We start from the raw sequence: 14,644 nt of genomic DNA, 5'->3' as shown, positions 1-14,644 counted from the left end.
TAGTTTGTAAAATTGCTATACCAACGTAACCAAATATTAATAAACAATAAGAATTCGAAATAGAATTTCCCACTATCAACGAATAACCAACTTATAGCCCAACCAAGTATTTAATTTAAATCATCATTATGAGCAGAGTTTTACTCTTTTTATCATTCCTCTTTTTTTTCGGTTTTACCTCCATTTATGCACAAAATAAACAGCTTAGCGGAACGGTGAAAGACAAAACCGACGGACAGGCTTTAGTTGGCGTAAGTGTTACCGTAAAAGATTCAAAATCTGGCGTAAGTACAGATGCCAATGGAGGCTATAAAATAGCTGTTCCGGGCAAAGGTGCTGTAATTACTTTCGCTTATGTAGGTTACAAAACCCGGGTAATTACGCTTGCAGATCAAACTAAATTAGATATTTCGTTAGAAGAAGATGCCAATAACTTACAAGAAGTTACCGTAAACATTGGCTACGGCTCTGTAAGAAAAGAAGCCTTAACGGGCTCTGTTTCTTCCGTTTCCGGAAAAGATATCGATCAATTTCCGGTAAGTACAGCAGCGCAGGCATTGGCAGGTAAACTGGCTGGCGTTTCGGTAACCACTACAGAAGGTAGCCCGGGTGCCGAAGTGGTGATTAAAGTTCGTGGTGGAAGCTCATTAACCGGCGATAATTCGCCCCTATATATTGTAGATGGAATTCAGGTTGAAAATGCTTTATCGATCTTATCGCCAAATGAAATTCAGTCGATAGACGTATTAAAAGATGTGGCCTCTACCTCCATTTATGGAAGCCGTGGTGCAAACGGTGTAGTCATCATCACTACGAAAAGTGGTAAACCAGGGAAGCCTATTATTTCTTTTGATGCCTTCGCTGGTGCCAGACAGATTGTAAACAAGCTTGATGTAATGAACCCTTACGAATTTGTAAAATATCAATATGAGCTTTACAATAACAATACTGCGCAAGATGTTAAAGACACCTTCACTAAAAAATATGGCACTTTCGAAGATTTAGATATCTATCAAAATATCCAGAATATCGATTGGCAGGATAAAGTTTTCGGTCGCCAGGCGTTTAGCAATACGCAGATTTTAAATCTTTCTGGTGGTACCACCAAAACAACTTACAATGTTTCTGTAAATAATACAAGCGAAGATGGCATTATGCTCAATTCTGGTTTCAAAAGGACTTTTGCCTCTGTGCGATTAGACCATAAATTAACCTCTAAAATCAGACTTGGATTAAATGCACGTTACAGCCGTCAAAGGGTTGATGGTGTGGGTACCACCTCTACTGGCTCGCAAGGAACTAACCGTTTAAGAAATTCTGTTCGTTATCAGCCTTATTCTGGCGGAAGTGATAGCGGCGATTTGTTCGACGCAGATTACCTGACTACTGGCTTATCAAATCCCATTACTTTAGCCAGCCAGGAATTGAAATATGATTATAGAAATGATTTGATCAGCAGTGCTTACGCACAATATTCTATCTTGAAAAACCTAACTTTTAAAAGTACGGTAGGTTATAACAGACTAAGCAGGCATATCAATACCTTTAACGGCCCTGTAAGTAACGTAGCCAGAAATAACGCAGGTTTACCGGCTATTCAATTAGATACCGTTTCTCAAAAATCTTTCATCAATACCAACACGCTTTCATACAAACCAGATCTTGGTAAAAACCACAGTTTAGATGTTTTAATCGGTCAGGAGATTAACATGGTAGATATTGATTCGAGAACCACCGTGACTAAGTTTTTCCCTGTTGGCATTTCGGCTGATGATGCTTTCGTTAGTCCGGTTCCGCCAAATACCATTCAAGACAGGCCTACATCATTAATTTCAGGAACGAGACAATTCTCTTTATTTAGCAGGCTTTCTTACGGTTTCAAAAACAAATACCTGGCTACTGTAAACTTCAGAACAGATGCTTCCTCTTTATTTGCCGAAGGCAAGCAATGGGGTTATTTTCCATCTGCCCAGGTAGCATGGCGAGTAACGGAAGAGAAATTCATCAAAGACATGGAGCTGGATTGGTTAGACAATTTTAAAGTAAGAATGAGTTATGGTGCAGCGGGAAATAACCGAATCGGTCAGGATTTATTTAGAACATTATTCTATATCAGTTCCACTACCGGAGGTTATGCCACCGCAGATAATGTGGTTCAGCCAGGCTTAATTTCCGGTACGGCAACCGGCAATATTTTATCAAATCCTAACATCACCTGGGAGACTAACCTTTCTACCAACGCCGGGATCGACATCGACCTTTTCAAAAATAAATTGTCATTGAGTTTGGATTACTATGATAATAAAACAAAGAACCTATTGCTAAATGCCAATGTACCACAAACCACTGGTTATGCTACTCAACAGCAAAATGTGGGTAAAACGCAGAACAAAGGTTTTGAGTTGCAATTAAATTATCAGGCTATAAAAACGCAAGACTTTAACTATACCACCAGTTTCAATATTTCCTTCAACAAGAATAAAATCATCGAACTTCAAAATGGCGTAAATTCTTACATTACGCAATCAGGTTGGGTAAATAGTCTGGGCGATTTTAAGGTGGAAGTTGGTCAGCCGGTTGGACAGTTTTATGGATTTATTTCTGATGGTCGCTACACCGTAGATGATTTCACCTATGTGCAAAATGCCACCACAGGTGCTTATACCTACACTTTAAAGCCTAACGTAGCCAATAGCCGGGTGCTTTTAGGTAACCGCGAGCCTCAACCTGGCGATATGAAAGTTAGAAAACTTTCTTCTGCCACCAGCATGACGATTGGCGATGATGACAGAACCGTTCTCGGCACTTCTCAACCGAAATTCACCGGAGGTTTCAATAACCAGTTTGCCTATAAAAACTTCGACATGACGGTTTTTGTGAACTTTAGCTATGGCAGTAAAGTGTATAATGCAAACAAAATTGAGTTTACCTCGCAATACAATGTGAAAGACAACAATTTACTTTCGGTGATGAACGATCGCTGGCAGAATTTTGATAACAAAGGCTTAAAGGTTACCGATCCAAACGCATTAACGGCAATGAACGCCAATACCACCATGTGGACACCAACTGGTGGAAACTATGCGCTTACCTCTTACGCCATCGAAAATGGTTCATTCCTCAGGATAAGCAACGTTACTTTGGGTTATACCTTGCCTCAAAAACTCATTAAAAGAACGGGGTTCATTTCTAAACTTCGTGTTTATGGAACCGTAAATAACTTATACACCATTACAGGTTATACGGGTTACGATCCGGAGGCCAATACCCGCCGATCTAACCCACTTACCCCAGGAATCGATTACGCTGCATATCCACGTAGCAGATACATTCTTGCAGGAATTAACATGTTGTTTTAACCCATAACATTAAAGAAAATGAACAATAAATTTATAAAATCTGCTTTAATGGTGATGACTATTGCAGCGGTTTGCATCAATACTTCTTGTAAAAAATATTTAGACGTCCAGTCGCCGTCAACCTCATCTCCTGATGTTGTTTTCGAAAATATTGAAAATACAAACGCAGCCTTAATTGGCGTTTACAACAGGCTTTGTGGCGATAATGGTTACGGCAGCCGGATTTCAACATTATTTGGCGTTACTGCTGATGACTTCAGAACTTCAGGCAGTTATAGTTCTTCAGATCGCCGCGGAATTAGCATGTATGGGGCAAGTTCTGATAATACAGACTTAACCAATCCATTTCTACAACTCTACCAGGGCGTGGAGCGTGCAAACATTTGCATCAAATACATTCCGGCATCGAAGCTTTTTAACGAGGGATCAGAAGCTGATAAAACTAAAATGAAACGCTACCTGGGAGAAGCCTTGACTCTAAGGGCACAGTTTTTACATGAATTAATCCGCAACTGGGGAGATGTGCCGGTATCATTCGTTCCTTCGGCAGATGCCGAAACCTTATTTGGCGGAAACGTAGACCGTAACCTAACCTACGATAAAATTATTGCCGATTTAAAAACAGCTGAAGATTTGGTTCCCTGGAGAAGTGGCATTACTGAATATGGTAGTTTCCGTTTTACTAAAGGTGCAATCAAAGCCTTAAGGGCACGTTTAGCTTTGGCGCGTGGCGGATATTATCTTAAAGGAAATCAAAATGTTCGCAGCAGCGATTATTTAACTTACTATAAAATCGCCTTTGATGAATGTTTAGACCTCATGAACAATCGTGCTGAGCACAGTTTAAACCCAAGTTTTGAAAACGTTTTTAAAACTTTGCACGGACCGCGGTTAGATGATGCTCATGAATTAATGTTTGAGGTTGCTGCCTTTGGAAGTAATGCGGCAACAGATAGTAAACTGGGCTATTATAATGGTGTCCGTTTCAACTCCGCCTCTACTTATGGAACCGGCGGTGGTGGAATGAATGCCATTCCAACTTATTTTTATGAATTTGATGTTACCAAAGATTCCCGTAGAGATGTTACGATCGGGGTGTTCGAAATTACGGCATCATCCAAAAAAATCATCAATACCTTATTTAACATGACTGATGGAAAGTTCCGCAAATCATGGACAACCGTAAACGGATCTTCTGCTGCACAAACTTTTGGGGTTAACTGGCCAATGATCCGCTTTGCTGATGTGCTATTAATGTATGCAGAGGCAGATAATGAAATTAACGGCGCACCTTCTGCAACTGCAGTAAGCGCGCTACAAGAAGTTCAAAAAAGAGCTTATCTGGGTTTTGAAACACAAATCCCTGCCACGGCGGCAACCAAAACCGATTTCTTCAACGCCATTGTAAAAGAACGCTTACTGGAATTTGGCGGTGAGGCCATTAGAAAATATGACCTGATCAGGTGGAATTTATTAGGTACTAAATTCGAAGAAACCCGTGCAAAAATACGATCACTAATTGCCGGAACAGGGGCCTATGCCGGCGTGCCTGATTATATTTATGCAAAAGAAGGAAACTATCTATTAGGCACCAGTGTAAATGAAGTTGCCACGTTGGATTTATTTGGCGGCACACCCAATAATGTTTTTGTATCACCAGGCTTAGGTGTTTCTTCAGCGCCAACAGGATATACCACCAAAAATTGGCGAAAGGCCGTTACAGAAGAAAATTCAATTACCAGTACTTCAACCGGGATCGCTTTTTACTTTGAAGCCAATAAAAAAGAGCTTTTCCCATACCCGAAAACTGCATTGATCGAAAATACCAAAATGACACAAAACTTTGGTTATTAACGCTTAGACCTAATAGAGATGAAAAAAATTATATATCAGTTTAGCTGGAAATTCGCAATGCTTGTGTTGATCGCTGTGGCGCTGAATGCCTGTAAAAAATCGGAAGATCAACCTAATGAACCAGCCAGAATTTTTAAGCCCAGTGAGGTTAAAATCGCCGCTGGTGAAACCAGGGCCAAATTAACATGGACAGTACCCATCATGGCAGCAGGCAAGGCATTAAAATACAATATCGATTTCTCGACGGATTCTACATTTGCCACGATTAAATATTCAGCAACATCAGATACCGCGGGTATAACGGTTACGGAAGACAATATCCCGGTGCGTACAAAATATTATGCCAGAGTTAAGGCCAGTGCAACGGCAGATCAACCAGAATCGAAATATGTTCGGAGCAGTGTATTTCAATTGACCGGAACACAGCTATTCTCGGCCGTAAGGGATAACGATGTAAAAGAGACCAATGTTACCTTGCGTTATACACCAACCGCTGGCTTAAATGCTATCGTGCTAACACCGGCAACAGGTAATGCGATTACTGCTACCTTAACCGCAGCAGATGCAACGGCGGGCGTAAAATTAATTTCAGGGTTAACGGCAGGCGTATCTTATTCAGCAGAATTATTCGCAGATACAAAAAGCAAAGGACTGGTAACCTTCACTACATTGCTACCCACAAATTATACGGTAAGGTTAAATCCTGGCGATGATTTGGCAACAGCAATTACCAATGCGGCAGATGGTGCAACTATCGGATTAAATCCTGGGGCTTACACTCTGGCCACAACAGCCTTCATCACACGGAAAACCATTACCATCAAATCTACTTCCGGCAACCCTAGCGATACAAAAGTTAATTACAAAGAAATAGATTTGGAAGGAACAGGTGCGGGAATTACTTTATCAGGAATAGAGTTTGACGGCACAGCTGGTGCATCACTTTACTTCTTAAACTTCATTGGCTCACAGGCGGCAAATGGTTCAGCGGCAACTTTTACGAACGTTGTTGTTGATAACTGTATCGCCCATGGTTCTACAACTGCCTTTTTACGTGGCGATCGGGGTACTGCAGCAAGAGATTTCAAAATTACGAACATTACGGTAAACAACTCCATTGTTTATGATATGGGTGCAAATGGTTCATCCGCCTACTATACACTTCATATAAATAAAATGCAGTTTAACACAATGATGGTATCAAAATCTACTTTTTATAATGCTGGTCCGGGTTTAGTTTCGGCAAGCACCACCTATACAGGCGATGTTGTACCAGCTGTTGCCATAACCAATTCTACGTTTAACGGCTTCGGTGGAAATGCCAAATACGCGTTGCTTGATGCCAGCGCAAACCCGATCAGGTTTACCATCCAGAACAGCATTTTAGCAAACACACCAAAATCAGGAACGGTAAATGCCGCTGCAATCAGGGCAACAGGTGCTGGCAGTACTTTGGCCATTTCTAACAGCAATTACTTTAATTTATCCAGCGCATTAACAGGCGGTACCGCACTAACATTTGGTACAGCAACACTAACGAGCAACCAAACCTTAAATTTGGGCTGGACACCTACCACCACCGACTTTACACTCCCAGCCGCATCTCCACTTCGGACAGCGGGCAGTGCAGGTGGTGCAATTGGTGATCCAAGATGGACATATTAAAACCTCTCAATTTTTTAAAAGGGCAGATCATTTCTGCCCTTTTTTATTGAAATTTAAATCGTAGCGTTTACTTTTATAAAATGAGCCGACTAATTTTTTTCAGGTATTCAATCCTGATGATATTCACGCTTTTCTTTTTGAAGGCGAATGCCCAGGACCCAAAATATCCTGCTGAGCTAACTGTTGATCAGCATGGAAAGGGAAATTATAAAACCATTCAGGAAGCCGTAAATTCCGTTCGCGATCTGGGAGAAAAAGAAGTTAAAATTCTGGTGAAGAATGGTACTTATAAGGAAAAGCTGATCATTCCTTCGTGGAAAACGAATATTACAATCATTGGCGAAAGCACAGATCAAACCATCATCACTTTTGATGATTATTCGGAAAAGAAAAATACGGTTAAAGATGCATTTGGCAATGAAAAATTCAGCACTTACACCTCTTATTCTGTACTGATCCAAGGGAATGATTGCCATCTGGAAAACCTGACGATTATAAATGCTGCTGGCCGGGTAGGGCAAGCGGTAGCACTTCATGTAGAGGGCGATCGGTTCATAGCAAGGAATTGCAAGATCTTAGGCAATCAAGATACGCTTTACGCAGCAACCGAAAATAGCAGGCAATATTATTTAAATTGTTATATCGAAGGCACCACCGATTTTATCTTCGGAAAAGCCACTGCAGTATTTCAGGAATGCGAAATCAAAAGTTTGAGTGATTCTTACGTAACGGCCGCAGCAACTTCCAAAAATCAAAGGTTTGGGTTTGTGTTTTTGAACTGTAAGTTAACAGCAGATAATTCAGTTGCTAAAGTCTACCTGGGCAGGCCCTGGCGACCATTTGCCAAAACTGCTTTCCTTAATTGCGATTTAGGCAAACACATTATTAATGTGGGGTGGAATCCCTGGAAAGGCGATAAAATGTTTCCTGACAAGGAGAAAACGACATTCTATGCAGAATATAAAAGTACTGGTGAGGGTGCCTCACCAAAGACCAGATTAGACTGGAGCAAACAACTTTCTGATCAGGAAGCGAAACAATACACCATCAAGAATATTTTTAATGGCACTGACCACTGGAATCCTACAACAAAAAATTAACAGATGAATACTAAAACTCATTCCTTACTTGCCGCCGCAATATTGATTATTTTGAGCGGATTTACGCTGATCCAAAAACAGACTACGCTTTACATTATTGGCGATTCTACCGCCGCCAATAAACAGGAAAAAGCTTATCCGGAAACCGGATGGGGAATGGAATTACAATCGTTTTTTAACGATGAGGTTAAAGTAGATAACCGGGCATTAAATGGCAGAAGCACGAAATCTTTCCGGGCGGAAAAACGCTGGCAACCCATCCTGGAAAATTTAAAGGCCGGCGATTATGTGTTAATTGAATTTGGTCATAATGATGAAAAAATTGATAAACCTAACGTTGGGGTTTCATTAGCCGATTTCAAAATTAACCTGGTAAATTATGTGAACGAAACCAGAAGCAAAAAAGCCATCCCGGTTTTACTCACCCCAATTTCCCGAAGGAGCTTTAAAAATGGCATTTTAACTGATACGCATGGTGGTTATCCTGGCGTAACCAGAAAAGTTGCCGATTCGTTAAAAGTACCACTTATTGATATGCTGGCTAAAACCGAAAAACTCCTGACTGATTTAGGTGATGAAGGCTCGGTAAAATTATTTCTTCACGTAGATTCCGGGCATGTGAATTATCCCAAAGGGAAGAAAGATGATACCCATTTAAGTCCAACGGGAGCCAAACAGGTTGCGGGATTGATTGTGAAAGGGATTAAGCAGCTGAAGTTGAATTTAGCGAAGAGTTTGAAGTAAAAAAATAGGCAATTCAATTTCAATGATTTTCATACTGTTGATTAATATAACTTTAATCTTCTTTATAATAATTGTATTCTTGCATCTTTGAAAGAGTTTAATTTTTGTTTAGCTAAAAAATTTAGTAACATTATACTTTCTTATTTATTAGAAATTGAAATGCAATGGAAAAAGCTGAGACTATATATGATTTTTTGCACCTTGGCGAATATGCAGAAAATTTATACAGCTGTTCAGATTTATTTAGCGATAAAAGATTAGAGTTTTATAAGTGGCAAGCCCAAAAGGTAGATGCAGATTATTTTTACTGTGTAAATAGTCGACTTGAAAATGTTAATATACCTTTCATTTATGTCTATGATGAGAGAGGAAAACAAGCAGATTCTTTTAGGGATCTTAGTTTAATAAATAGAAAAATCTGGACTGTTGGCGAAATTCCGTTTGTTTTGATTATATACGACTATGAAATTAAGGTAATAGATACAAGAAGTCATGTCGATGAGAAAACGGGTGAGGCAAAGATATTTGATAAAATTCAAGTAAATGAAATTGAATTAAAGTTAAAAAAAAGAATACTTGATGGATTAGTGTTGGAAGAATCCAATTCTGATTACGTAAAGGCGTCGCCTTACCAAATTCTCCTAAAACATATCGAGGACAATATACTCAAGAAAGCATCTAAAATAGGATGTAATGAAGCGCTTCTAAAACAACTCTTAGTTAAGTTTATACTAATTAAATACTTAGAGGAACAAAAGGATGAAAACTATAATAGCGTATTTCAAGCTGAATACTTTAAACAGTTTTCTAGCAGAGGAAGTATTACCAATTCTTTCTGTGATGTTTTACGGAAAGGTAATGTCTTTTTATTATTAGAAGAATTAAATAATAAATTCAACGGAGGTATTTTTAAAATCGACCATGCTCAGGAGCATGAAATTTATAATAGTAATTTCACACCTGTTGCCGATGCTTTAGATGGAAACATAAGCCCTTATGGACAAATTTCAATTTGGAAACTTTACGATTTCAACTTGTTGCCAATTGAATTTATTAGCCGCTTATACGAACGCTTCGTTACATCAAGTGAGGATGAAAAGCAAAAAGGTACTGGTGCTTTTTATACTCCACCACATTTAGCACGTTTGTTAATTGATGAGCTACTTCCTTTTAACGCTACGATTAATTTAAGTGATTTCAAGATACTTGATCCATCATGTGGTTCTGGGATTTTTTTGGTTTTGGCTTATAAAAGGTTAATTACCTTATGGATGCTTGAAAACAATAAGCAAAAAATTAAAGGAATTGCTGATATAGAAGCTATTAAATACCTGTTATCAAATTCTATTTTCGGGGTTGATATAAATGAAGATGCCCTTTCAATAACGGCGACCTCACTTCAAATAGAACTAACAAGTCATATTCAACCAAAGGAAATTTGGGATTCTTTAACATATGAAAATCTCGTTAGTCAAGGAAATTTAAGTAATATCGGTTTTTATAAATGGTGTAAAAATCAAGTAAGTGGATACGATATTATTGTGGGAAACCCCCCTTTTGGGATTAGTGATAAGGAAAATGAAATAAACATTGCATCAGGTAAAGATTTAGACTTTAAAGCAGAACGCTATGAAAATCTATTAGGGAAAATGGTTAATTTTCCGCAAAACAATCCTGCATTAAGTATTTTATATAATTTGCTTTCCACCTGCTTGAAAAAAAATGGATCTCTATTTTTGATATTACCAGCAACAGCTGCAATTTATAATTCTAACTCATCAGGTAAAAGCTTTCTCGAAACCTTATTGTTTAAATGGGACGTAAAAAAAATTTATGACTTTTCTCCTTTGCGGGGATCTTTGTGGAATGGTGCAGCAGTTTCAACTATTGCAATGTTGATAAAACAGAAGAATATCAATATAGAGTCTAACTTTCTAGAGCATCTAATTATTAGAAATACACTAGTAAATAGGCAAGGCTCCATCAGATTTCAGATAGATAAGTATGATGTGTTTCACTTAACAAAGTCTGACGCTATTCTAAAGCCATACATTTGGAAAGCGAACTTACTAGGAGGAGGTCATATTCACCTTATATTAGATAAGTATAGCAATAAACAAAAATTTTTAAAAATTTCTAATCTTCCTAAGATCCTAAACAAACAGTGGATTATTCAAGATGGCGCAAAATCTTCGAAGAAGGAAGGTCAGGATATTGCAAATACTAATTTGCCGTTTTTGATAAGTAAGAGAGTTAAAAAAGATTATATAAGCGACGATGATTTAGATAAAAACCCAGTCGGCAAATATAGACTTGACAATGAAAACCTTTATTTACCCCCTAATTTGTTAATCAAGTGTAACGTAAATCAAGGTTTACCCATTATTTATAATAGTGACAAGCACTTTATATTTGATAATACATTCTTCTGTGTTAAATCTTTTAATGTTCATGATAATCAGTTAGAAAAACTTGCAAAGATTCTCAAAAAAAGTCGTAAGCTCTATAAATTTTTAATAACGGTAACATCTTCTAAAACATTCTTACAAAAGGGAGGAAATTCACTTATTAATTCAGGTGATATAAAAAGACTTCCAATTATGGTGGATAAAAACGATGAAGTAATTTCATTTGATAATTTGGATGATATTGAAACAGCAATTATTGAAGATACAGACCTTATGGCTAAGTCTTTAGATAATGTTAATGGACCTTTATTTAGTAAAGTGTCTTTTCAAGACATTAATGCATTTAGTCTATCTTTTACTAAAATATTAAACTACTTGTATCAAGACCGTGATTATGAATTTAAATCTATCAGACAAATTATAAATAAAGACTTTGTATGGGTTAGTTTTAAACACACTAATAAACCTTATAGTATAGATAATGAGGTTAATGAAACAAATCAAGGTGTATTAAATAAAATGCTAAAAGATGAAAATTCAAATAATGGACTAAGCATCAATAGGATAATTACTTATTATTCAGAAGAGAATACGATAAGCTTTTTGAAACCTAATCGATTAAAGTACTGGACAAGGAGCATTGGATTTAGAGATGCTGAGAATGTTAAAGCTGATATGTTTATTAAAGGGTATTAGTATGCAGTTTGACAATATTCCTAAAGGACTAAACCGCTATTTAAATAATGTACTCAATATTATTCGTGATGGAATAGATATTGAAAAAGCAAATTTTAACATCAAAGACAACGAGAATAAAAAAAATCAAGTTTTAACAGACAGCTTTAATATCATTGGGACTCAGAATGCATCGATGTGGATAGGTGTTCAAAAAGAGCATATTGGTTTAAACTCATTTCGTGAAGATATTTACTTTTATCTTAATGATGATTTTAAGACTAGAATTTTTTATGTTGAAGGCAAACGTGTACCTAAATCGAAATCCCTAGAAGATGAAGATTATGTTAATGGCTTAAGTGTCACTGGAAGTCCTTGTGGCGGAATAGAAAGATTTATTTTAGGTAAACACGGCACGCCTGATTTGATGACGAATTATGGAATGATAGGATATATTGAGAGCAAGGCAATAGAAGATTGGAAGATCAAAGTTAATGATAAAATCAGTTCTATATACCCAAAATATGATAGCACTTTAAAAAACACTAGTTATATCAATGAATTTTTATCATCTCACTTTTTTGATTGCCATATAAAGACACCTTTTAACATACATCACTTTTGGATAGACTTAACCACCATCTAGCTTGGTATTATGAATGTTTGATTTAAAAAAGCTTGATAACTTTTACAAGTAATGTGCTTATAAAAGTTATCATAGCTATAAAGTATGGTGGATTAAAAAATATATTTAGTACTCAGGAAATTTGAATCATTTCCATTCACAATTTCATTCAGTAATTTTTTGTTATCATCGGTAAACTTTGTCGCAACCAGTGAACGAATCGAGAATGAACGCAGCGCATCCACCACAGAAAGCGTCCCTTCGGCACTGTCTTTTCTACCCGTAAAAGAGAAAACATCTTGTCCGTGCTGACACTGGCAATTAATATTCACCCTACTTACCTGATTTACTAAAGGATCAATCAAAGATGAAATAACATTAGTATTACTACTAAAAATACTCACCTGCTGACCATGTGGTGAACCAATTAAATAATCAATAGGCTCTTCCAGATCATCAAACGGAACTACCGGAACGATCGGACCAAACTGCTCTTCACGATATAATTTCATATTGCTGTTTACCGAATAAACAATAGCCGGATAGACAAATGTTTCAAAGGTCTGTCCGCCATTAGGATTTACAACTTTAGCGCCATGCTCCACGGCATCATCAATGCATTCTTTCAGGTATTGTGGCTTATTTAACTCCGGAAGCGGCGTCAGCCCCCCCCTTTTCCCAAGGCATTCCGAATTTTAGTTTCTCTACCTCTGCAGTTAAACGCTTCAGTTTGCAATGACAATTTTTCGCATAAGGACAATTTTACTATAAACCCGAAACAACTTCTGCCAGTGCACGTTGAGATAGTGCAAACCTTTCTTTGCACAAGAATTTTGCTAACCCTAAAAAACCAGTTACCAGTTCCATAAACTGCCCGATAGAGTTTCCCTCTAAAGAAAAATCGTGTTGATAACATTGCCTGCTCACGTTCTTCATCATAATATTTAACAGCACCTCATTTTCTGCATTTCCGAAAAAGTGAGCTAAAGGCTTCGGCGAAAAACAAGCACATAAATAAAGCAGGCGATCGAGGTTGCGAAGATTTGGTAGATGATCCATAAATACGAAGATCAAACCCATACAAGCCTGCTCCGTTGCCTGGTGCAATAAAAACAAACCAACATGATCCTGACCAATCGTCTTCTCCGCCGCCAACAAAAACCCATCTGCCATCTGGCTTCGGTTGCGCCAATGTACAATAGCCCGGCCTAATTTATTTTTCTGGTTTGGCTGCAACAAAGTTAAAACGCCTGCTCCACCGGGTGCGCCATAGCACAGTTTGCCCCCATTTACAATAGCAGCAAAATAGCCATTCCGGTGGTTTACATGTTTCAACAATGTGGCTTGCCCATACACCTGTACAATTACTTTTGCTGCAGCAAAAGCACCATCTGCAAAATCCTGCACTTCGCTTTCTATCGCTTCACTACCTTCGGTAATCATTAAAAGATAGTAAGTACGCTGCTTTTGCAACTGCGCTGTACTAAAAACACTGTTCGCCCGCCCCTTCTTTGTTAATTTAGCAAACCGATAAATTTGTAAGGGGGCATAAGCCTGCACCAGTTGCGCAATTAAGGTTTTAAATGGCGGGTGCATTTCTGTTGCTGAGGTTTTAATTTTTTCTGTCATCGCTATAGGTTGTAAATAAAACCTTAAATTAGCGGCATAGAAACCAGTACCGAACCGCTTAATGTGGTATAAAACAATGTGTTTGATGTTTCGTACCCCACAAAAATTTAAATATATTTGACCATGGAATCTGCTAAAAAAACCAACCAAATACACTTAGGTAGAAAAATTAGTCGCATCCGCGAGTTGCGTGGCATGAAACAAGAAGCACTTGCTATAGAGCTCGGCATTAGCCAGCAAACCATTAGCAAATTAGAGCAAAGCGAAGAAATTGAAGATTCTACATTAGAGAAAATTGCAAAGGTTTTAGGGGTTTCTGCTGAAGCGATTAAGAGTTATACCGATGATATGGTTATCAACTATATTAATAACTTCAATGATAGCAGTATCAATCATGGCCCCTTGAATAATTACAACTGTACGTTCAACCCATTGGATGAATTGATTAAAGCACTGAATGCCAACAAAGAACTTTATGAAAGATTGTTGGCAAGTGAAAAAGAGAAGGTAGAGTTGTTGAAGAACAGATAGGTATTAAAAACATATAAAACCAAGAAGCCCGATCATCACCGATCGGGCTTCTTA

The 14,644-nt window shown here is 37.9% G+C and carries 10 protein-coding genes; 8 read left to right on the top strand and 2 right to left on the bottom strand.

The features are described 5' to 3' along the window. Positions 1-128: 128 nt before the first annotated feature. The 7 genes from ACN1CD_RS03460 to ACN1CD_RS03430 all read left to right on the top strand — a co-directional run bounded on the left by ACN1CD_RS03460 (position 129) and on the right by ACN1CD_RS03430 (position 12,451). On the top strand, positions 129-3,359 hold the full coding sequence (locus ACN1CD_RS03460; RefSeq protein WP_419128853.1) for a SusC/RagA family TonB-linked outer membrane protein: 3,231 nt from the start codon (positions 129-131) through the stop codon (positions 3,357-3,359). Between the two features lie 18 nt (positions 3,360-3,377). Then, positions 3,378-5,213, top strand: a complete 1,836-nt coding sequence (locus tag ACN1CD_RS03455) for a RagB/SusD family nutrient uptake outer membrane protein (RefSeq protein WP_419128852.1) — start codon at positions 3,378-3,380, stop codon at positions 5,211-5,213. 18 nt (positions 5,214-5,231) lie between these two features. Further along, on the top strand, positions 5,232-6,878 hold the full coding sequence (locus ACN1CD_RS03450) for a DUF4957 domain-containing protein (RefSeq protein WP_419128851.1): 1,647 nt from the start codon (positions 5,232-5,234) through the stop codon (positions 6,876-6,878). Between the two features lie 80 nt (positions 6,879-6,958). Next, a complete protein-coding gene (locus ACN1CD_RS03445; RefSeq protein WP_419128850.1) occupies positions 6,959-7,978 on the top strand; it encodes a pectinesterase family protein in 1,020 nt (339 codons plus the stop codon). A 3-nt stretch (positions 7,979-7,981) separates the two neighbouring features. Beyond that, the gene (locus ACN1CD_RS03440; RefSeq protein ID WP_419128849.1) at positions 7,982-8,722 is read left to right on the top strand and encodes a rhamnogalacturonan acetylesterase; all 741 of its coding nucleotides are present in this window, start codon (positions 7,982-7,984) and stop codon (positions 8,720-8,722) included. A 164-nt stretch (positions 8,723-8,886) separates the two neighbouring features. Then, positions 8,887-11,826, top strand: a complete 2,940-nt coding sequence (locus tag ACN1CD_RS03435; protein ID WP_419128847.1) for an HsdM family class I SAM-dependent methyltransferase — start codon at positions 8,887-8,889, stop codon at positions 11,824-11,826. 1 nt (position 11,827) lies between these two features. Further along, positions 11,828-12,451 carry a hypothetical protein gene (locus ACN1CD_RS03430; protein WP_419128846.1) on the top strand — a complete coding sequence of 208 codons (624 nt, stop codon included), beginning with the start codon at positions 11,828-11,830 and terminating at the stop codon, positions 12,449-12,451. Positions 12,452-12,543: 92 nt separating this feature from the next. Here ACN1CD_RS03430 and ACN1CD_RS03425 read toward each other — a convergent pair whose 3' ends face one another. Beyond that, positions 12,544-13,035, bottom strand: a complete 492-nt coding sequence (locus ACN1CD_RS03425; protein WP_419128845.1) for an aldehyde dehydrogenase family protein — start codon at positions 13,033-13,035, stop codon at positions 12,544-12,546. 160 nt (positions 13,036-13,195) lie between these two features. Next, positions 13,196-14,059, bottom strand: coding sequence for a hypothetical protein (locus tag ACN1CD_RS03420; protein WP_419128844.1), 864 nt, complete (start codon positions 14,057-14,059; stop codon positions 13,196-13,198). Between the two features lie 123 nt (positions 14,060-14,182). Here ACN1CD_RS03420 and ACN1CD_RS03415 point away from each other — a divergent pair, with 123 nt between their 5' ends. Further along, positions 14,183-14,590 carry a helix-turn-helix domain-containing protein gene (locus tag ACN1CD_RS03415; RefSeq protein ID WP_419128843.1) on the top strand — a complete coding sequence of 136 codons (408 nt, stop codon included), beginning with the start codon at positions 14,183-14,185 and terminating at the stop codon, positions 14,588-14,590. Positions 14,591-14,644 lie beyond the last annotated feature (54 nt).

Source organism: Pedobacter sp. N23S346, from assembly GCF_048515415.1.
Lineage (GTDB): Bacteria > Bacteroidota > Bacteroidia > Sphingobacteriales > Sphingobacteriaceae > Pedobacter.
Note: the sequence above shows the minus strand (reverse complement) of the source record. Positions and strands in the feature narration are given on the sequence as shown.

What these genes read in the sequence shown, in the direction of transcription:
- ACN1CD_RS03440 (WP_419128849.1), top strand. Translation starts at nt 7,982, where the DNA reads ATGAATACTAAAACTCATTCCTTACTTGCCGCCGCAATATTGATTATT.
- ACN1CD_RS03455 (WP_419128852.1), top strand. Translation starts at nt 3,378, where the DNA reads ATGAACAATAAATTTATAAAATCTGCTTTAATGGTGATGACTATTGCA.
- ACN1CD_RS03445 (WP_419128850.1), top strand. Translation starts at nt 6,959, where the DNA reads ATGAGCCGACTAATTTTTTTCAGGTATTCAATCCTGATGATATTCACG.
- ACN1CD_RS03420 (WP_419128844.1), bottom strand. Translation starts at nt 14,059, where the DNA reads ATGACAGAAAAAATTAAAACCTCAGCAACAGAAATGCACCCGCCATTT.
- ACN1CD_RS03460 (WP_419128853.1), top strand. Translation starts at nt 129, where the DNA reads ATGAGCAGAGTTTTACTCTTTTTATCATTCCTCTTTTTTTTCGGTTTT.
- ACN1CD_RS03415 (WP_419128843.1), top strand. Translation starts at nt 14,183, where the DNA reads ATGGAATCTGCTAAAAAAACCAACCAAATACACTTAGGTAGAAAAATT.
- ACN1CD_RS03430 (WP_419128846.1), top strand. Translation starts at nt 11,828, where the DNA reads ATGCAGTTTGACAATATTCCTAAAGGACTAAACCGCTATTTAAATAAT.
- ACN1CD_RS03435 (WP_419128847.1), top strand. Translation starts at nt 8,887, where the DNA reads ATGGAAAAAGCTGAGACTATATATGATTTTTTGCACCTTGGCGAATAT.
- ACN1CD_RS03450 (WP_419128851.1), top strand. Translation starts at nt 5,232, where the DNA reads ATGAAAAAAATTATATATCAGTTTAGCTGGAAATTCGCAATGCTTGTG.